This window comes from Halomicroarcula saliterrae (genome assembly GCF_031624395.1).
In the GTDB taxonomy this organism is placed as follows: Archaea; Halobacteriota; Halobacteria; order Halobacteriales; family Haloarculaceae; genus Haloarcula; species Haloarcula saliterrae.
Map to the genome: position 1 here is coordinate 86788 of NZ_JAMQON010000001.1, position 18895 is coordinate 105682.

Annotated in this window: 22 protein-coding genes; 15 read left to right on the forward strand and 7 right to left on the reverse strand. The window is 67.4% G+C overall.

Features of this window, described 5'->3' with window-relative positions; all coding sequences use genetic code 11:
* Nucleotides 1–185: 185 nt before the first annotated feature.
* From thsA to NDI56_RS00490, 4 genes are all read left to right on the forward strand, one after another.
* Nucleotides 186–1745: a thermosome subunit alpha gene (gene thsA, locus NDI56_RS00475; RefSeq protein ID WP_310918910.1), complete on the forward strand. Its 1560-nt coding sequence runs from the start codon at nt 186–188 to the stop codon at nt 1743–1745.
* Nucleotides 1746–2437: 692 nt separating this feature from the next.
* Nucleotides 2438–2635: a hypothetical protein gene (locus NDI56_RS00480; RefSeq protein WP_310917440.1), complete on the forward strand. Its 198-nt coding sequence runs from the start codon at nt 2438–2440 to the stop codon at nt 2633–2635.
* Between the two features lie 8 nt (nt 2636–2643).
* A complete protein-coding gene (locus NDI56_RS00485) occupies nt 2644–2835 on the forward strand; it encodes a hypothetical protein (RefSeq protein WP_310917441.1) in 192 nt (63 codons plus the stop codon).
* Between the two features lie 2 nt (nt 2836–2837).
* Nucleotides 2838–3200: a hypothetical protein gene (locus NDI56_RS00490; RefSeq protein ID WP_310917442.1), complete on the forward strand. Its 363-nt coding sequence runs from the start codon at nt 2838–2840 to the stop codon at nt 3198–3200.
* 7 nt (nt 3201–3207) lie between these two features.
* Here the strand turns inward: NDI56_RS00490 and NDI56_RS00495 are convergent, their stop codons facing one another.
* Both NDI56_RS00495 and NDI56_RS00500 read right to left on the reverse strand, forming a co-directional pair.
* Nucleotides 3208–4029 carry an SAM hydrolase/SAM-dependent halogenase family protein gene (locus NDI56_RS00495; protein WP_310917443.1) on the reverse strand — a complete coding sequence of 274 codons (822 nt, stop codon included), beginning with the start codon at nt 4027–4029 and terminating at the stop codon, nt 3208–3210.
* Nucleotides 4029–4592, reverse strand: a complete 564-nt coding sequence (locus NDI56_RS00500) for a nicotinamide-nucleotide adenylyltransferase (protein ID WP_310917444.1) — start codon at nt 4590–4592, stop codon at nt 4029–4031. Before NDI56_RS00500 ends, NDI56_RS00495 begins: the two co-directional genes overlap by 1 nt.
* A 171-nt stretch (nt 4593–4763) precedes the next feature.
* Here NDI56_RS00500 and lonB point away from each other — a divergent pair, with 171 nt between their 5' ends.
* Together lonB and NDI56_RS00510 are read left to right on the forward strand one after the other, a co-directional pair.
* On the forward strand, nt 4764–6851 hold the full coding sequence (lonB, locus tag NDI56_RS00505) for an ATP-dependent protease LonB (protein ID WP_310917445.1): 2088 nt from the start codon (nt 4764–4766) through the stop codon (nt 6849–6851).
* The gene (locus NDI56_RS00510) at nt 6852–7679 is read left to right on the forward strand and encodes a CPBP family intramembrane glutamic endopeptidase (RefSeq protein WP_310917446.1); all 828 of its coding nucleotides are present in this window, start codon (nt 6852–6854) and stop codon (nt 7677–7679) included. It begins immediately after the preceding gene.
* On the opposite strand, the gene NDI56_RS00515 is transcribed toward NDI56_RS00510, so the two are convergent.
* Nucleotides 7680–8150: an MGMT family protein gene (locus NDI56_RS00515; RefSeq protein WP_310917448.1), complete on the reverse strand. Its 471-nt coding sequence runs from the start codon at nt 8148–8150 to the stop codon at nt 7680–7682. It abuts the gene before it with no gap.
* Between the two features lie 35 nt (nt 8151–8185).
* Entirely contained in the window at nt 8186–8542 is a 357-nt protein-coding gene (locus tag NDI56_RS00520; RefSeq protein WP_310917449.1) for a hypothetical protein, read from the reverse strand.
* Between the two features lie 105 nt (nt 8543–8647).
* Between NDI56_RS00520 and trpC the strand changes: the two genes are divergently transcribed.
* From trpC to NDI56_RS00540, 4 genes are read left to right on the forward strand one after another with little or no spacing between them, the layout of a single operon-like run.
* Nucleotides 8648–9439, forward strand: a complete 792-nt coding sequence (trpC, locus tag NDI56_RS00525; RefSeq protein ID WP_310917450.1) for an indole-3-glycerol phosphate synthase — start codon at nt 8648–8650, stop codon at nt 9437–9439.
* Nucleotides 9436–10743 (forward strand): tryptophan synthase subunit beta, encoded by a 1308-nt coding sequence (gene trpB, locus NDI56_RS00530; RefSeq protein WP_310917451.1) that lies wholly within the window; start codon nt 9436–9438, stop codon nt 10741–10743. Before trpC ends, trpB begins: the two co-directional genes overlap by 4 nt.
* A complete protein-coding gene (gene trpA, locus NDI56_RS00535) occupies nt 10743–11573 on the forward strand; it encodes a tryptophan synthase subunit alpha (protein WP_310917452.1) in 831 nt (276 codons plus the stop codon). Before trpB ends, trpA begins: the two co-directional genes overlap by 1 nt.
* A 26-nt stretch (nt 11574–11599) precedes the next feature.
* Nucleotides 11600–12403 carry a 2-amino-3,7-dideoxy-D-threo-hept-6-ulosonate synthase gene (locus NDI56_RS00540; protein ID WP_310917453.1) on the forward strand — a complete coding sequence of 268 codons (804 nt, stop codon included), beginning with the start codon at nt 11600–11602 and terminating at the stop codon, nt 12401–12403.
* Nucleotides 12404–12437: 34 nt separating this feature from the next.
* Here NDI56_RS00540 and NDI56_RS00545 read toward each other — a convergent pair whose 3' ends face one another.
* On the reverse strand, nt 12438–12806 hold the full coding sequence (locus tag NDI56_RS00545; protein WP_310917454.1) for a DUF7979 domain-containing protein: 369 nt from the start codon (nt 12804–12806) through the stop codon (nt 12438–12440).
* Nucleotides 12807–12928: 122 nt separating this feature from the next.
* On the opposite strand from NDI56_RS00545, the gene NDI56_RS00550 reads away from it, so the two are divergent.
* Nucleotides 12929–14095: a 3-dehydroquinate synthase II gene (locus NDI56_RS00550; RefSeq protein ID WP_310917455.1), complete on the forward strand. Its 1167-nt coding sequence runs from the start codon at nt 12929–12931 to the stop codon at nt 14093–14095.
* 10 nt (nt 14096–14105) lie between these two features.
* On the opposite strand, the gene NDI56_RS00555 is transcribed toward NDI56_RS00550, so the two are convergent.
* The gene (locus NDI56_RS00555; protein ID WP_310917456.1) at nt 14106–14525 is read right to left on the reverse strand and encodes a zinc ribbon domain-containing protein; all 420 of its coding nucleotides are present in this window, start codon (nt 14523–14525) and stop codon (nt 14106–14108) included.
* A 92-nt stretch (nt 14526–14617) separates the two neighbouring features.
* On the opposite strand from NDI56_RS00555, the gene NDI56_RS00560 reads away from it, so the two are divergent.
* From NDI56_RS00560 to NDI56_RS00575, 4 genes are all read left to right on the forward strand, one after another.
* Entirely contained in the window at nt 14618–14935 is a 318-nt protein-coding gene (locus NDI56_RS00560) for a hypothetical protein (RefSeq protein WP_310917457.1), read from the forward strand.
* Nucleotides 14936–15082: 147 nt separating this feature from the next.
* The gene (locus tag NDI56_RS00565) at nt 15083–15379 is read left to right on the forward strand and encodes a DUF7990 family protein (RefSeq protein ID WP_310917458.1); all 297 of its coding nucleotides are present in this window, start codon (nt 15083–15085) and stop codon (nt 15377–15379) included.
* Between the two features lies 1 nt (nt 15380).
* Nucleotides 15381–16352 carry an ArsA family ATPase gene (locus NDI56_RS00570; RefSeq protein ID WP_310917459.1) on the forward strand — a complete coding sequence of 324 codons (972 nt, stop codon included), beginning with the start codon at nt 15381–15383 and terminating at the stop codon, nt 16350–16352.
* Nucleotides 16353–16451: 99 nt separating this feature from the next.
* Nucleotides 16452–18281, forward strand: coding sequence for a carbon starvation CstA family protein (locus tag NDI56_RS00575; RefSeq protein WP_310917460.1), 1830 nt, complete (start codon nt 16452–16454; stop codon nt 18279–18281).
* On the opposite strand, the gene NDI56_RS00580 is transcribed toward NDI56_RS00575, so the two are convergent.
* On the reverse strand, nt 18278–18865 hold the full coding sequence (locus tag NDI56_RS00580; RefSeq protein WP_310917461.1) for a DUF8052 family protein: 588 nt from the start codon (nt 18863–18865) through the stop codon (nt 18278–18280). The two genes, NDI56_RS00575 and NDI56_RS00580, sit on opposite strands and share 4 nt — an antisense overlap.
* Nucleotides 18866–18895: the final 30 nt, after the last annotated feature.

An 18895-nucleotide genomic window follows, 5' to 3' on the forward strand; every position in this document is an offset into this window, starting at 1 on the left:
ATGCGGGAAAGCCGATAATAAATCATCGGGCCGTTTCGAGCAGTCGACGCCGGGATTTCGGCGCGTCGCGCTCTCGTCCGTCGGTCGGAGCGGAGCGGTGGGCGACCCCATTCGTCACTTTTATATAGAACCGCTTACGATGGATAAGGTGAGGTTACACATCTATGTCATCTGGCCAGCGACGCATGGGCGGCCAGCCCCTCTTCATTCTCGACGAGGACGCCCAGCGCACACACGGTAAGGACGCACAGTCGTCGAACATCTCCGCCGGCAAGGCCGTCAGCGAGGCCGTACGAACGACGCTCGGACCGCGCGGCATGGACAAGATGCTCGTCTCCGACAGCGGCGACGTCGTCATCACGAACGACGGCGCGACCATCCTCTCGGAGATGGACATCGAACACCCCGCCGCACAGATGATCGTCGAGGTCGCCCAGACCCAGGAGGACGAGGTCGGCGACGGGACGACCACGGCCTCGGTCCTGGCCGGCGAGCTGCTCGCGAAGGCCGAGGACCTGCTCGACGACGACGTCCATCCGACGACCATCGTCGAGGGGTACCACGAGGCCGCCGGGCTCGCACAGGAGGCGATCGAGGGCGAGGTCCTCGACGTCGAGCTCGACGACGACACGCTCGTCGAGGTCGCCGAGTCCTCGATGACCGGCAAGGGCACCGGCGACGTCGACGCCGAGCGCCTCGCCGAGGTCATCGTCGATGCCGTCCGTCACGCCAAGAGCGACAACGGGGTCCGCCGGGACAACATCGAAGTCCACACCCAGACCGGCGCGGCGACCTCCGCGACCGAGCTCGTCGAGGGCGTCATCATCGACGACACGCCCGTCCACGACAACATGCCCCGCTCGGTGACAGACGCCGATATCGCCGTCCTCGACGCCGAGCTCGACGTCAAGGAGAGCAACGTCGACGCCCAGTACAACGTCACCAACGTCGACCAGCTCAACGCCGCACTGGACGCCGAGGAGCAGGAGCTGTCGGGCTACGCCGAGGCCATCGTCGACTCGGGTGCCGACGTGGTCTTCGTCACCGACGACATCGCCGACCGCGTCGCCTCCCAGCTGGCGAAAGCCGGCGTCCTCGCCGTCGAGAGCGTCAGCTCCTCGACCGCCAAGGACATCGTCGAGACGACCGGCGCCAAGCGCGTCGGCTCCGTCGAAGACCTCGATTCGGACGCGCTCGGCTTCGCCGAGTCCGTCGGCGTCGAGAAGCACGGCGACGAGGAAGTGACGTTCATTCAGGGCGGCGCGGCCGCCCAGAAAGTGACCGTCTTCGCCCGCGGCTCGACCGAGCACGTCGTCGACGAGATCGAGCGCGCGCTCAACGACGCGCTCGACGTGACCATCGCCGCGCTCGACGCCGGCGGCGTCGTCCCCGGTGCCGGCGCGACCGAAATCGCCGCCGCGGACCACATCCGCTCGACCGCGGCGTCCATCGAGGGCCGTAAACAGCTCGCCGTCGAGGCCTTCGCCGACGCGCTCGACGTGCTCCCGCGCACGCTCGCGGAGAACACGGGCCTCGACGCCATCGACGCGCTCGTCGACCTGCGCTCGCACCACGAGAGCGAGGGCATCGCCGGCGTCATCAGCGAGGGCCAGACGGGCGTCGTCGCCGACCCCGTCGACTACGGTATCCTCGACCCCGCCGCGGTCAAGCGCGAAGCGGTCGACTCGGCCACCGAGGCCGCGACGATGATCGTCCGCATCGACGACGTCATCTCGTCGAGCTAGCGAGGTCGCCGACGGAGTGAACGCCCTCGAACGAACGGCGAAGCCGTGAGTTAGCGACCCGAGCGTTTCGGCGCGAGGGCGTAACTCGACGGAGCGTTCGAGCTCGTCGTAACCGCTAAAACCACGCGTTTTTGGCCGACAGCGCCACGTTCGAGCCAGTTTTCACGCAGTAGTCGTCTAGCTGTACTTCGAGGGGGAGTATCTGGAGGGGGCGGTCGAGTACCTCGGACCCGACCCGAGTGGGGTTTCCGGACGGTCCGACGCCGACGACCGAGCGTGCGCGCCGAGCGACCGGCTAGCGGGGAGACGCGAACGGCAAGAAAGGGACAGACACGAGCTCGGGCTCGTGGTGCGGCGACAGCGTCAGTCCAGGGGGACCGACGACCCGTGCCCACGGTGAGTCGCCGCGGTAACAGATGGCACCGACTGGGGAGTGTCTCAGGTCGCCGCCGGACCACCTCCTGCGGACCGCTCGGTGACCACAGTCCGGCGAGCAGGCTCACTCTGAACCGTCTCACAGCGACGACACGGGGGCCACGACACCTGTTCGTCCGGCATACATTGTTTTAGGCGACCCTAAAACACAAAAAGCTATCGGTTTTCGGCCGGCCTAAAACGGGCCAAATGTCAACCGATGGGTTAAAACAGCAGCTAGAATCGTTATTTGTATCGCTTCTGAAGCCGGAACCGGTGTGTCAGCAGAAAGCACTGAGACGAGAGAAGAGTTCGCTGGTGAAATGGCTGTGCTGGTCCTCGGACTGTCAGTCTGTCTCCCGGTCGGGATATACTATTACTTTGCTAACAAGGAGGAACGACAGGTCTGTCCGGCGTGTCGCGAGACCGCCGACATGACCGCCTCTGCCAGTCCGAACTGCAGCAACGACCTCTGAGCCGGGCGATGGTCGACATCACCGGACGCATCACGCGGGCAATCGACGACCTCGACCCGTTCGTTCTCGCGCACCACCCGAGCTGTGAGTACTACGCCCACCACACGTTCGAGCTACGCGGCGTCGAGCTGTGTATGGGGTGTTTCGTCGTCTATCCGGTCGGGCTGGTGTCGCTGCTCGCGCTCTCGGCCTCCATCTGACCGTGCCCGCGGTCGCCACGCTGGACGTGGCTGTGTTCTACGCCGTCGGCGTCGCCGCCGTCGCGCCGATGGTCGGCTACAAACTGCTGTATCGTCGGGGCACCCGACTCCTGTACGAACTCATCTACCGGACCAGCGAGCAGTCGCTACGGATTCCCACCAAGGCCGTCCTCGCGGTGGGGCTGGCCCGTCTGGTCTACCCGGTGGTCTTCCGGCCGGCCGTTCGGCTCCGCGCGCTCGGGCTCTTTCTGGCCCTGCTCGTGCCCTACGTCGCCTACAAGGGGCTGACGGCTCTAGACGAGTGCGAGGCGTGCCCGGAACAGCCGGAGTTCCCGGACTGCACCGGGATGGAACTGAACCGATAGCTGTCCGTCACCACGACAGCTCGACGCCTTCGCCCGCCGCGACGCCGAAGGCGTCGTCCCCGCGACCCCGATTGACCGCGAGCTCGACGTTGCCGTGGCTCCCGACCGTGACGAGTCGCTCGCCCGGGGCGAGCTCGGCGTAGGCCCGCCGGACCGGGACCGGCTCGCCGTCGACGGCGACCTGTCCCCCGAAGGCGTCTGCCAGCACCTCGCCGGGGACGTTGGTGATAGCGTTGCCGAAGTCGTCGACGACGAGTACCTCGCCGGCCGCGCGGTCGGCCTGCACCGCGGGTTCGGGCAACTGCAGGTCGGTGTAGTCGTCGGTCGGACTCGCACGCGACAGCGTCTCGACCGCCTCGACGCCGGTCTCGTGGACCGTCGCCGCGGCCGGGGCGAACACGTCCCGACCGTGGAACGTCGAACTCGCGGGGTCGTCGTAGGCCCAGGTGAAAGTCTCGACGGCGTCCTGACGAGCCTGTGAGTCAGGGCTCGCCGAACCGTGCTCGACGGTGTCCCTCCTCCCGCCGGAAGTCGCCAGTTCCCGCGCGACCGGGAGCAGGACGCCGTTGTCGGGGCCGACGAGGGCGTGCTCGCCGGCCCGGACGACCAGCGCCGCCCGGTCGGTTCCGACGCCCGGGTCGACGACGACGCAGTGGACCGCCGGCGGGAAGTAGGGGAGCGTCTGGGTCAGCCAGAACGCCGCCGCGCGCACGTCCTGTCTGGGGAGGTCGTGTGCCACGTCCTCGATTCGAGCCCCGCTCTCCCGGCAGATGACTCCCTTCATCGCCGCCGGGTACGGCGAACCGAAATCGGAGGCGAGCGTTATCATCAGTCCTCGCCGATGGTCGGCTCGTCCAGGGACTCGTCTTCGGCCACGTAGCGGGACAGCGAGTCCGTGTCGGCCACGTGCTGGAGGCGCTGGATGCCGTTTATCTCCTCGATGGTCTCGACGACCGGGTCGGGGACGCGGTCGCGCCAGGACTCGTCGTCTATCATCCGTTCGCGTATCTCGCTGCCCTCCAGCCGGTCGCGGTCGAACATCGGCGACTGGCGGACCTCGATGCCGCTCTCCTCGAAGAGCCGGACGACGAGGGGGTTGTTCGAGTATGCCACGTCGAAATCCGGGCACATACTCTCGACGTGGCTGACCCAGACTGCGTTGCGGTTGATGTCCTCCAGCGGGACGACGTAGGTCTGGAGGTCGAACTCGGCGACGGCCTTCGTTATCATCATGATGCGTTCGCCGGCGGTGAAGGGGTCGTGTGTGGTGTGTGAGTCGTCGGCGCTACCGATACCGAGGACGAGTTCGTCCACCTCGTCCGCGATGCGCCCGACCATCGCGTGGTGGCCGTCGTGGTAGGGCTGGAACCGACCGATGTAGAACCCGCGCATACCAGCATGTGTGGTTGGTGGTCTGATAAAGTCGACGGGCGACCAGCTAGTGCGGAACTACCACCCACAACCGAACTGCTGTCCGGCGATTATGCCGCTGTGGCGACGACGCCAATGGGGAGAAAGTATATCAGTAGACAGGCCTTCAAAACCGATGTTAACAACGTTTGTATGAGCGACAACACCGACACTGACGCGGCTCCCGACGCCGACCGGGAGGCGACCGACCCCGAGGAGGAGGCGCCGGCCGACGACCGGCCGTCCGACTCCGAGGGCGAGGCGCCCGACACCGGCGACGGAGCAACGTCGGACACGACTCTCGGCAGCGACGTCGAGCTTGAGGGTGGGTCCGAGTTCCAGGACGCAGAAGAGCGGCTTCTGGGCGGTCTGGACATCGACTCGACCGAGGAAATCGAAGTCCCGGACCGGCTCGTGGACCAGGTCATCGGCCAAGACCACGCACGGGACGTAATCAAAAAGGCGGCCAAGCAGCGCCGCCACGTGATGATGATCGGCTCGCCCGGGACGGGCAAGTCGATGCTCGCGAAGGCGATGAGCCAGCTGTTGCCCCGCGAGGAACTGCAGGACGTTCTCGTCTACCACAACCCGGACGACGGCAACGAGCCGAAGGTCCGAACCGTTCCGGGCGGGAAGGGCGAACAGATAGTCGAAGCCCACAAGGAGGAGGCCCGCAAGCGCAACCAGATGCGGACCTTCCTGATGTGGATCATCATCGCTATCGTCATCGGCTACTCGCTGATTATCGCCCAGCAGATTCTGCTGGGGATTCTCGCCGCGGGTGTCATCTATCTCGCCTTCCGCTACAGCTCGCGCGGTAGCGACTCGATGATCCCGAACCTGCTGGTCAACAACGCCAGCCAGAAGACCGCCCCCTTCGAGGACGCGACCGGCGCTCACGCCGGTGCCCTGCTGGGCGACGTTCGCCACGACCCCTTCCAGTCCGGTGGGATGGAGACGCCGAGCCACGACCGCGTAGAGCCCGGCGCCATCCACAAGGCCAACAAGGGCGTGCTGTTCGTCGACGAGATCAACACCCTGGACATCCGCTCTCAGCAGAAGCTGATGACGGCCATCCAGGAGGGCGAGTTCGGTATCACGGGCCAGTCCGAGCGCTCCTCGGGCGCGATGGTCCAGACCGAACCGGTCCCGACGGACTTCATCATGATCGCGGCGGGGAACCTCGACGCGATGGAGAACATGCACCCCGCCCTGCGCTCCCGTATCAAGGGCTACGGCTACGAGGTGTACATGGACGACACCATCGAGGACAGCGCAGAGATGCGCCGGAAGTACACCCGCTTCGTCGCTCAGGAGGTCGAAAACGACGGGCGGCTCCCCCACTTCACCGAGGAGGCCGTCGAGGAGCTCATCCTCGAAGCCCGCCGCCGCGCGGGCCGGAAGGGCCACCTCACGCTGAAGTTCCGTGACCTCGGCGGGCTGGTCCGCGTCGCGGGCGACATCGCCCGCGCCGAGGACAAGGACCGCACCACCCGCGCGGACGTGCTGCAGGCCAAACGGCGCTCCCGGTCCATCGAGCAACAGCTCGCGGACAACTACATCGAGCGCCGCAAGGACTACGAGCTCACCGTCAACGACGGCGACGTGGTCGGCCGCGTCAACGGGCTCGCCGTCATGGGGGAGGACAGCGGTATCGTCCTCCCGGTGATGGCCGAGGTCACGCCCTCGCAGGGCCCGGGTCAGGTCATCGCCACCGGCCAACTGAAGGAGATGGCCGAGGAAGCCGTCCAGAACGTCTCGGCTATCATCAAGAAGTTCTCGGACGAGGACATCTCCGAGAAGGACGTCCACATCCAGTTCGTGCAGGCCGGTGAGGGCGGCGTCGACGGTGACTCCGCCTCCATCACGGTGGCGACCGCGGTCATCAGCGCGCTGGAGAACGTCCCCATCGAACAGCACATCGCCATGACCGGCTCCCTGTCGGTGCGCGGTGACGTGCTCCCGGTCGGCGGCGTCACGCACAAGATAGAGGCCGCCGCCAAATCGGGGCTGGACACGGTCATCATCCCCGAAGCGAACACGCAGGACGTGATGATAGAGGAGGAGTACGAGGAACAGATCGAGATAATCCCGGTCTCACACATCTCGGAAGTCCTCGAAGTCGCCCTCGCCGGCGAGCCCGAGAAGGACTCGCTGGTCGACCGCCTGAAGTCCATCACGGGCAAGGCGCTCGAACACGAGGTCGGGCGACAGAGCGGCGGCAGTCCCAGCCCGCAATAGATGCCCCAGTGGGCCGCCTTCGTCGGCCTCACGGGCTTTCTGCTGACGGTGTTACTCGCGCTTTCCCGACTCTCCCAGCGGTCGCTCTCGGGCGACGCCGGGGGCCTGACCGCCCGGACCGACACCCTCGAACGAGTACAGCCGACCGATTCGACCTACCCGCGCTTCGAGAGCACGCGGACCGCGCGACAGCGCCAGCACATCGAGGGCCAGCTCTCCCGCGACGGGCTGTCGACGGGCGCGCTGCTCGCGAACGTCGCGCTCACGCAGGGACTGTTCGGCGTGCTCCTGCTGGGCGGGGCCGTCTTCTTCGAGATACCGCTTTCGGCCCTCGGCGTCACGGCGTCGGCGCTCTCGACGGGCCTCCCGGCCATCGCCGTCGGCCTCGCCGCCGGCGTCGGCTTCTGGGTCGGAAACGAGCTCGCGGCGGCGGCCGCCGACGGCTTCGGTATCGGCGTCGACGAGTCGCTCAGGGAGCTGCTCGCGCCCGACTCCGCCGGGGGGTGGGTCGTCCTGCTTGGGGTGGTGCTACCCGTCATCGCCGTCGTCGAGGAACTGCTCTTTCGCGCCGCGGCCATCGGGGTCCCCGTCGTGGGACTCGACGCCCCCGCCTGGGCGATGGTGGCCATCTCCTCGGTCGCGTTCGCGCTGGGCCACGGCGCCCAGGGGCGTGTCGGCGTCGTCGTCACCGGCGCGCTCGGTACGGCACTCGGCGCCCTGTTCGTCCTCACGAACAGCCTGCTGGCCGTCGTCGTCGCGCACTACCTGGTCAACGCGCTCGAACTCACCGTCCACGAGGGGCTCGGTGTCGGTCGGCTCGGCTCGTAGCTACAGTCCCTCGACGGACCGGAGCTTCTGTTCGACTGCCGGCGGGGCGCCGCTGGGGCCGTCCCGGACCCGGTGGTCGGGAACCAACAGCGGGATGGGGTTCGCTGCGAGCGCCTCGCGGACCTGGGTCTGGTCCTCCTCCTCGTCCGACCCCAGTCCCTGTGTCATCATCACCACCTGTTCGACTGACGCGTCCTCACCGTAGGGGATTCCCTGGACGGCTTCGAGCACGTTCCGCTGGGTGGTCGGGACAGTCAGCCCGACGTTCACGTCGTCGAACTCATCCTCCGCGCCGCCGAGATACGCCTCGATGCGGTCGAGCAGCGGGTGGCTGTCGTCGGTGTCGGGGTCGACCTGTGTCGGGAACGACACGGAGATGACTCGGTCGCCCGCCTCGCCGAACTGGACGAACCGGTCGAGATACGTCGACTCGCGGGCGTAGATGCCGGCGTCTCCCGTTGGCGTTTCCATAGGTGGCAATCGGCCGGTTGCCTCTTCAAGATTTGTTATCGGGCGCCCTCCTCAGGGGGCGGCACCGTCCGGCGGTCCCGGCTGTATCTGGCCGCGAAGAACAGCCCCGAGCAGACGAACCCGGCCGTCAGCCCGAGAACCAGCGGCGTGGCATAGCCCATGACGACCAGACCGACGCCGAACAGGCCCAGAACCACGCTCTGGAGGACGTAGTACCACGAGGCGACCTCGGCGACCACCTCGCTGGCGCCGACCGCCGTGACGACGGTCGCAGTGACGAGGAAGGCCAGTAGCGGGCGGGGCTGGCCGGTGGCGACCGCCCAGACTGTCAGTGCGCCCGCGAGCGCCGCCCCCACCAGTATCGCGGTCCCGGGCCGAGAGTCGGGTGCCATCTCGTCTCAGCAGTCGCGCTCGGGCCGCAAAAAGCTCGGCACCGCCCCGGTGTCTGCGACCGGACGACAACACTTATGTACACTTCTGTACGTTAGTGACCAGTAATGGAATCCGACGGACGAATGGCACCAGCAGTGGAGTCGATACTCGCGGCGGCGCGGGAGCGCGGCGGCGGCGGCGAGCGCGTCGCTGTCGACCCGCGCTCGCTCACCGCGGCGTTCGAGCGGGCCGAAGCCGACGGGCGGGTCCCGGTCATCGCAGAGGTGAAACCGACGAGTCCGACCGCGGACGGCGAGCGGGCCGACGACCCGGTCGAACTCGCAGAAGAGATGGTCGCGGGCGGCGCGGCGGCGCTGTCGGTGCTGACCGAACCCGACCACTTCGGCGGTTCGGCGGAGACGCTCGCCGCGGTGCGCGAGGCCGTCGACGTGCCGGTCCTGCGCAAGGACTTCGTCCTCCACGAGAGCCAGCTCGACGTGGTCGAGAGCGACGTGATACTGCTCATCGTCCGCTTTCTGGAGGCCGACGGGACCGACGACCTCGACGAGCTGCTCGATGCGGCCCGCGAGCGGGGCTTTCAGGTGCTCGTCGAGGCCCACACCGCCGCGGAGGTCGAGCGGGCCGTCGACGCGGGCGCGGACATCGTCGGCGTGAACAACCGCGACCTGGCGAAACTGGACGTCGACCTGGACACCTTCCCCGAGGCGGCCACGGCGGCACCCGAAGCCGTCACGCTCATTGCGGAAAGCGGCATAGGCTCACCGGACGACGTTCGCCGGATGCGAACGGCCGGCGCCGACGCCCTGCTGGTCGGCTCGGCTATCATGGACCACGGCGGCGACTCGGACGTTCGCGAGAACACGCGACGACTGACTGACGCGGAGACACAGACATGAGTACGGACGACGCACACGACCCCAAGTTCGGCGAGTACGGCGGACAGTACGTACCTGAGGCACTGATGCCGGCCATAGAGGAGCTGGCCGACGCCTACGAGCGGTACGTGCTGGACAACGAGGACGGATTTATGGACGAGTTCCGGGAGCGGCTGGCGGACTTCGGCGGCCGGCCGACGCCGCTGCAGTACGCAGACCAGCTCTCGGAACGGTACGACACCGACGTCTACCTGAAACGCGAGGACCTCCTGCACGGGGGCGCCCACAAGCTCAACAACGCGCTGGGCCAGGTGCTGCTCGCCAAATACATGGGGAAAGAACGCATCATCGCCGAGACCGGCGCCGGCCAGCACGGCACCGCGACGGCGATGGCCGCGGCCCATCTGGATATGCCCTGTGAGATATACATGGGCGAGACCGACATCGCCCGACAGCGTCCCAACGTCTTCCGGATGAAGATAAACGGCTCCGAGGTCGTCCCCGTCACCGTCGGCCGGGGCACGCTCAAGGAGGCCATCTCGGAGACGATGCGCGAGTGGGCGACGACCGTCGAGAACACGCACTACGTCATCGGCAGCGTGGTCGGCCCCCATCCGTTCCCGAAGATGGTCCGGGACTTCCAGTCCGTCATCAGCGAGGAGGCCCGCGAACAGACCATCGAGAAAACGGGCGGGCTCCCCACCGATGTCGTCGCCTGTGCCGGCGGCGGCTCGAACACGATGGGCGCCTTCGCCGAGTTCGTGGACGACGAGGACGTGGCGCTACACGCCGTCGAGGCGGGCGGCTCCTCGCTCACCGTCGACGAGGAGGAGGGCGTCGCGCCCAACTCGGCGACCCTCTCGACCGGCGACGAGGGCGTGTTACACGGCGCGCGCACCAAACTGCTGCAGGATTCGGACGGCCAGATCATGGAGTCCCACTCCGTCTCCGCGGGACTGGACTACGCCGGCGTCGGTCCAGAGCTCGCGCATCTGGTCGACGAGGAGCGGGTCACACCGGTCAACGTCGACGACGACCTCGCCCTGGAGGCGTTCCACCGGCTCTCTCAGGACGAGGGTATCATCCCGGCCCTGGAGACGGCCCACGCCTTCGGCTACCTGGAGCGCGTGGCGGGGACCGCTACGGACGGTCGAGCGGCGGAGCCGCGAGACGAGCACCACGAGGAGTTCGGCGACACCGTGGTCGTCAACGTCTCCGGACGCGGTGACAAGGACCTCGAAACGGCCATCGAGGAGACAACCAAGCGCGACCTGGACATCGCGCCCGACATGTCCATGCTCAACCGCATGGGCGGTGGTCTCTGATGGGGCTCGAATCGGCCTTCGCGGACGAACCCGCCTTCGTGCCGTATCTCGCCGCCGGGGACCCCAACTACGAGGACTCGCTTTCCTACGTCGAGGCGCTCGCCGCGGGCGGGGCCGACGCTATCGAACTCGGCCTCCCCTTCTCCGAGCCCATCGCCGAGGGGACGACCATCCAGAACGCCATCGTCCGGTCGCTCGACGCGGGGATGACGCCGGAGCGGTTCTTCGAGTTCGTGAGCGACCTCGACGTCGACGTGCCGCTGGTCTGTATGACCTACTACAATCTGCTCTATCAGTACGGGGCCGACGAAGGCCCTCGCCCCTTCGTCGAGAAGGCCGCCGAGGTCGGTGTCGGCGGCTTCGTCGTCCCCGATTTGCCGGCCGAAGAGGCCGGGCCGCTCCGGGCGGCGTGTGACGAGTTCGGCCTCGACCTCGTCTTCATCGTCGCGCCGACGACGACCCAGTCGCGCCTCGACCGGATGCGCGAGCAGGTCTCGGGCTACGTCTACGTGCAGGCCCGTCTGGGCGTCACGGGCGCTCGCGACGACGTGGACGACGCGACCGAGGAGTCACTCGCCCGCATCGCCGACTGGGACGTGCCAAAAGCCGTGGGCTTCGGTATCAAAACCGGCGAGCACGCCGAGCGCATCGTCGCCTCGGGGGCCGACGGGATCATCGTCGGCTCCGCGCTCGTCGATATCGTCACCGAGGGGTACGAGAACGGTGACCCGACCGGCGAGGTCGCCGACAGACTCGAAGCGCTGGCCCGCGAGCTCAAGCAGGGCGCTCTGCGGGGCACACAGGAACGGCCGCAACCGGAACGCACATAATCGTTCTTGCCACAGATTCGCATGACATGAACACAGGGACACGCGCTCGACTCGACCGCATCGGGACAGACGGCCGGTACGTCGTCGTCCCCATGGACCACGGTATCACACTCGGCGCCACGCAGGGGCTGAAAGAGCTCGAATCGACCGTCGACGCCATCACGCGCGGGGGGGCCGACGCGGTGCTCACCCAGCGCGGCGTCGCCGACCGCGTCCATCCGAACAAGAACGACGCGGGCTACATCGCTCACCTCAACGGTTCGACCGTCATCGGCCCCGACGAGAACGACAAGCGGATGACCGGCACTGTCGAGGACGCCGTCCGCGTCGGCGCCGACGCCGTCTCTATGCATATCAACGTCGGCAGCGTCCACGAACGCGAACAGATAGAAGACCTCGCGAAGATGACCAGCGAGGCCGAACGCTACGGCCTGCCGGTGCTTGCGATGACCTACGCCCGCGGGCCAGATATCGACCCCGAGGCCGACGACTACAACCAGGCCGTCGGCCACGCCGTCCGACTCGGCGAAGAACTGGGCGCCGACGTGGTAAAGACCGGCTACACGGGCGACGCCGAGAGCTTCCAGCACGTCGTGGAGTCGACCAGCCTGCCGGTGGTCATCGCCGGCGGCTCGAAGGGGACCGACGAGGAGACCCTCTCGATGGTCCGTGGCGCGATGGACGCCGGTGCCTCCGGCGTCTCGATGGGCCGGTCCATCTTCCAGCACGACGAGCCCGAGAAGATAGCGCGGGCCGTCGCGAGCGTCGTCCACGACGACGCGGAAGCCGATTCGGCCCTTCGTGACGCCGGGCTGGCTGTCGAAGCCTGACGCCACCCCGCGACCGCTCCGCGTCTCAGAAACGCTACTGACGCCGATACGCCGCCAGCACACATCCCGCGATAATCAGGAGTCCACCGATGGACGGCATGAGCAAACTGCCTGCGGGACCCTCGTGAACTGCCGTCGACAGCTGATATATCCCTCCCTCGTAAGCCACGTACCCGTCCTCGATACCCGGCGGGTCGCCGGAGCGCTGGTCCGCTTCGAGTGCCTCGCCGAACAGGGTGCGGTTTTCCTCGGACAGATTCTCGAAGGCGACGACGGGTTCGTCCGCTGGGGGCTCTATCGGACCGCTGACGCTGACCGAGTACTGGGGGTCGGGCGGGGCAGTGGCGACGAACAGCGCGCCGACCACGACGAGGGCGACCCACACGACAGTTCCGCGTTTCATACCCCCTCAAGCAAACAGGTGGTCAAGTGCCTTGCGCCATTGGTCACGCGGCACATCGCGGGATGTCAGGGAGGGCTGCGGGTTCCGCCACGTTCAAGCCCCGCCGTCGCAATCGTGGGCGTATGACACGAACCGTCTGGCTCAAGGCCGACAGCGCGGTCGGCGACTGGGAGACACGCAGACGACGCATCACCGCCGGTCTGGAGGCCGGCGTGGACTGGGTGCTGGTCGACAAGAGCGACGTCGAGAAGGTCCGCGAACTGGGACAGGTCAACATCGCCGCGTTCTCCGACGGGGACGTCCACGTCATGGAGGCCGAGGAGGACGAGAGCGACGCGGACGCCACCATCGTGGGCAAGGACGGCGAGGGCGACGGCACCGTCGACCTCCCGACCGACTTCTCCGGCTCCGCTGACCTCTCCGTGTTGCGCCAGAACGGTTCGGCGCCGGACGGCGGCTACGTCCGTATCTTCGACGAGGACTACGAGGCGTTCGCCGAGGCCGTCGCGGCCGAAGCCGACTACACCATCGTCATCGGCGACGACTGGCAGATCATCCCCCTCGAAAATCTCATCGCCCGGGTCGGCGACGAGACCGAACTCATCACCGGCGTCCAGACGGCCGAGGACGCCCGCACCGCCTACGAGACGCTGGAGCTCGGCGTCGACGGCGTCCTGCTCGACACCGACGACGTCGACGAGATTCGCAAGACCGTCGAGGTCCGCGACGAGGCCGGCCGCGAGAGCGTCGAACTGGAGTACGCCACTGTGACGGCCGTCGAGCAGACGGGGTCGGCCGACCGGGTCTGTATCGACACGGGCAATCTGATGGAACACGACGAGGGGATGCTCGTCGGCTCGATGGCCCGCGGGCTCTTTTTCGTCCACGCCGAGACGGCCGAGTCGCCATACGTCGCCTCCCGGCCGTTCCGGGTCAACGCCGGCGCGGTCCACGCCTACGTGCGCACCCCCGACGGCGGCACGAAGTACCTCTCGGAGCTGCAGTCGGGCGACGAGGTCCAGATAGTGGACGAACAGGGCCACACCCGCGAGGCCATCGTCGGCCGCGCGAAGATAGAGAAACGGCCGATGTTCCGTGTCCAGGCCGAGACGGCGGAGGGCGACCGCATCGAGACGCTGCTCCAGAACGCGGAGACCATCAAGGTCCACTCCCGGGAGGGGCGCATCGCCGTCACCGATCTCGAAGCGGGCGACGAGATTCTCGTCCACTACGAGGACACGGCGACACACTTCGGCGAGAAGATCGAAGAGAGCATCATCGAGAAGTAAGCCCGCCGCCCTACTGCTCGGGGTCGGCGGGGCGGTCCAGCTTCGTCGTACACCAGTGACAGAAGTCGAGGTCCTCTTCCAGCTCCTTCCCGCAGTGGGGGCACTTCATGCCCTCGACGACCTCGGTCTCGACGTTCTCGCGGGTCGCCATCCAGTAGGCGTCGACCATGCTCAGGGCGGTGATGGCAAACAGCGCCACCGACGCCTGCAGCGGGATGTTCTGTGAGACGGCGAGCAGCGCGTCGACGGAGATGCCGCCGTCGAGCGGCGCCATCACCGAGTCCTGAACCAGCAGCGTACTGGTGCTGACGACGAGGCCGAACCACAGGACCGCTCGCAGCCACTCTCGGAGATAGACGTGTCCCAGTCCGGGGTAGATGAAGGCGAGGACGGCGGCGAGCCACGGCCGCTTTCGCCCTGTCTCGGTCATACTCCCCGAATCTAGCGGGCACACCCCTATATCTTCCGAACGACGGAGTCCGGGAGACACGCTGATGTGGCTCCCGGCCCTACTGTCGTCGAATGCTCCGAAACAGCGACGGTGTCACCGTCGACCCGGTCCCCTTCCTCGTCGTCAGCGTCCTCGGGTTCGCCGTCAGCTTCGCCGTCGGCCCCCTGTACGTGATGGCGCTCGGGGCCTCGCTCCCCGTGGGACTGGCCGTCGCGGGCGCAACCAGCGCCCTGACTGCCGGCGTCGCCTACCACCGCTACGTCTGGACCGAGCGGCCGGAGCTCAGAGGCGAGATTCCGGCCGCGGCGCGGTTCGGCCGGCTGGTGTACGGGCTCGTGGCCGGCTTTCTCGCCGTCGCCCTCCTCGCAGTGCCGCTGCTCGTCCGGTAGCGCCCGAACCATCACCAACATTTATGCGCATTTCGGCAGTGGGGGGCGTATGGGCGTCCTGTCAATGGGAAATAAACTACTGCGGGTATCGAGCCAGTCGACGCATCGCGGCGACGCACCGGGCACCACCGGCTGTGCCTGCTGACGATGTCGCTTTCCGCCCGCATCTCGGCGTATCTCGACGCCGTCGAGGAGTGGCTCCACGGGCTCTACCACGGGATGATAGCGCACCCCTCCCACGAGAAAATAGAGAAGGAGGCCGAGGACACCACGGACGTGTTCCTGTTTGCCTGCTTCGCCGACGCCTTCGGCATCCCGAGTCCGGTGTCGTACTATACCGCCGAACTGCTGCCGTATCTGGCCGAGGAGTTCGTCCAGTGGGAACGGCGGATGTGGGACCGCGAGTCGCTCGTCGAACGCAAGGGCCAGCAGTACCACTTCTAGCATGGACCGGTTCGTCTTCTTCGGCGGGAAAGGCGGGGTCGGCAAGACCACCGTAGCCAGTGCCTACGGCGTCCAGTGCGCCCGCGACGGGCTGGAGACGCTGCTGGTCTCGACCGACCCGGCCCACAGCACCTCGGACGTCTTCGAGCAGCGCTTCGACGACGACCCGGCGCCAGTGGACGGCTACGCCGGGCTCTCGGCGATGGAACTGGACCCCGACGAGGAGGTCGAGCGCCACATGCGCGACATCAGGCGAGCGATGTCCGACCAGGTGAGCCCGGCCATCGTCAACGAAATCGACCGCCAGATAGAGCTGGCCCACCGGACGCCGGGCGCCTACGAGGCCGCGCTGTTCGACCGCTTCATCGACGTGATGCGCGAGAGCGACGACTACGACCGCGTCGTCTTCGACACCTCACCGACGGGCGGGACCCTGCGTCTGCTCGCGCTCCCCGAGTTCCTCCAGTCGTGGGTCGAACGGTTGCGCGAGAAGCGCGCGGCGAGTGTCGACCTCTTCGAGAAGGCCGCTGTCGGCGGGAGCGAAGCGCGCGCGACGCTCGAGGACGACCCCATCATCCGGCGACTCACCGAGCGCAAGGAGACCTTCGAGTTCGCCGGCCGCGTCCTCGCCGAGCAGGCGCAGTTCTTCCTCGTGTGCAACCCGGACGACCTCTCTATCGCGGAGTCACACCGCGCGGTCGAGGACCTGCGCGAGGCCGGACTCACCGTCGGTGGCCTCGTCGTTAACAAGGTCGCGCCGGCGCCCGACGAGGGCGAGACCGGCACGGGCGCGACCTACCTCCGGGAGCGTCACCGAGCCGAGCAAGCGCGGCTCGACCGCATCCACGCGGAGTTCGACCAGCCCGTCGTCGCGGTGCTCGAACAGCGCGCGGGAGCCGACGGGACCGCCCTGCTAGGGGCGCTCACCGACGAACTCGACCTCGACACGGCCGTCGATCCACAGCAAGCCTGATTGGTACGGGACGGAATCCGCCCGACTCGGTCGTCCCAACCCAAATGTCCATAATAATTAAATATATATTCGACGACAGGTATTGTGAGGGACACTGACATGGTACAGGTACTCTGGCTCGTCGTGGCGACACTGCTCACGTTCAGCGTCGGATACATCGGGTATTCGAGATACCTCACGCGGTTCGTCGAACTCGACGACGACAACGAGACACCGGCTCACAGGTACGAGGACGGACAGGAGTACGTCCCCTCGAAGAAGCCGGTGTTGCTGGGCCACCACTACTCCAGCATCGCCGGCGGGGCGCCCATCGTCGGCCCCATCACCGCCGGCGTCGTCTGGGGCTGGGTGCCCGCGCTGCTGTGGATAGCTATCGGGAACCCGTTGATGGGCGCGGTCCACGACTTCGTCTCGCTGTCGGGGAGCCTGCGCCACGAGGGCAAGTCCATCGGCTACATCATCGGCGAGTACGTCGGCGAGCGGGGCAAGAACATGCTGCTCTGGTTCGCCTTCCTCACGATAATCCTCGTCGTCGCGGTGTTCGCACTGGTCGTCGCCATCGTCTTCGACGCCTATCCGGCGGCCGCGACTGCCAGTTTCGTCTACATCGCGCTGGCGCTCGTTTTCGGCGTCTACCTCTATCAGCTGGACCTCCCCTTCCTCCTCGGGACTGCCCTCTTCGTCACCGCCGTCTTCGCCGGTGTCTACGTCGGCATCCTGTACCCCATCGCGCTGTTCCCGGCCGCCGAGGCCGGCGCCTACCCCGCCGAGACTATCGTTCTCTTCGGTTCGGGGCTGGCGTCACTGGTGCCCGCCGCCGGCACCCTCGGGGCCAACACCGCCGCGTGGATTCCGGTCGTCCTCCTCTATGCCGCCATCGCCTCGGTGCTCCCGGTCTGGACGCTGCTCCAGCCGCGTGACTTTCTCTCCTCGTTCCTGCTGTACGCCGGCGTCGGCGGGGCGCTGCTGGCCATCATCGTCGGGACGATATTCGGGACGTCCGCCGAGCCGCTGGCCATCTCGCTCGAACCGTACTACGGCTTCATGGGGACCGCCGGGCTGCCGCTGTTCCCGCTGCTCTTCGTCACTATCGCCTGTGGGACCATCAGCGGCTTCCACTCGCTGGTCTCCTCCGGGACGACCGCCAAACAGCTGAACAAGGAGTCGGACGCCCGCGCCATCGGCTACGGCGGGATGCTCGGCGAGGGCCTGCTGGCGACGGTCGCGCTCGGCACCGTCGCTATCGCGGGCGTCACGGCCGGCAGCGGTATCGGCCGCGCGCTGCCGAACTTCGCCTCCGGCGGGTCGGTGATGCTTACGAGCTTCGGTATCCCGACCCGGTACGGTGCGCCGTTCATGGCCCTCGTGCTGGTGAGTTTCCTCCTGACCTCGACGGACACGGCGGTCCGGCTGGGTCGCTACATGGCCGAGGAGATCGTCGGGACGCCCGACGCGGCCAGCGCCCCCGTCGAGACTGTTCAGTCGGTCGGCATCAACCGCTACAGCAACGCCGTCATCCAGTGTCTGGTCGCCTACGCGCTGGTCGCCAGCGGCTCCTGGGCGAGCCTCTGGCCGCTCTTTGGCGGGGCGAACCAGCTCCTCGCCGCGCTCGCCCTGCTGACCGCGACGGTGTGGCTGGCCAACTGGGACGACGACAAACAGCTCGTCAGCACCGGCGTCCCGATGGCGCTGATGACCGTCGTCACCGTCTGTGCGCTGCTGTATCTCGCCCTGTATCAGAACCTCTACCAGCAGTTCGTCCTCGGGGGCTTCGCCGAGGGCGCCGGCCTCGTCGCCCGGGTCTCCGTCGCCGTCCAGATAGTCCTCGCGCTGGTGCTCGTGGGGCTCGCGCTCTCGCTCGTGGGTATCGGCTACCGGAACATCCGCGACGTGCGCGAGCGGCCCGAGGGGGTGCCCGCCGACGACTAGCCCAGCCAGCCCCGTACCCGGGCCACCAGCCCCGGACCTTCGGGGTCGTAGGCGTCCCAGAAGTCGAACGCCGCCGCGGTGTCGGCCTCCCGGCTCGCGACCACCTGCTCGCGCTCGGGCGCGACGACCACGAGATTCACCTCGTAGTCACCGTAGTAGCCGAACTTCAGTAGCGTCCGGTCGCGGAACCCGGAGACGTGCGAGCGAACGGCCCCGGGAATCGCGGGGACGACGAGGACGAACGTGAACTCGGTGCCGCGGTGTTCCTCGTCGGCGTCTATCCACGCCTCGGCCAGTTCGTGGCCCAATTCGACGAGGGCGTCGAGGTCGGCCCGCGAGACGCCGTCGGTCCGCCGGACGAACAGATGCTCCGCGGTCTCGTAGTTGGCCCAGTTGAGCGACCGGTGGAGGAACTGCTTCTGGCTCTCGACGGAGAGACAGCCATATAGGTCGAACCGCTCGCCCCGGACCGCGCGGTCGCGTTCGAGGTCGTAAGCGTGTGCCAGTCGCTCACCGACCCGCTGGAGGTAGTCGTCGTCCCACGTCGGCATCGCGGCCCGTCTCGACTCGTCCGCGTCGCTCATACGAGTGGTATCGCCGCCGACCGACCTAAA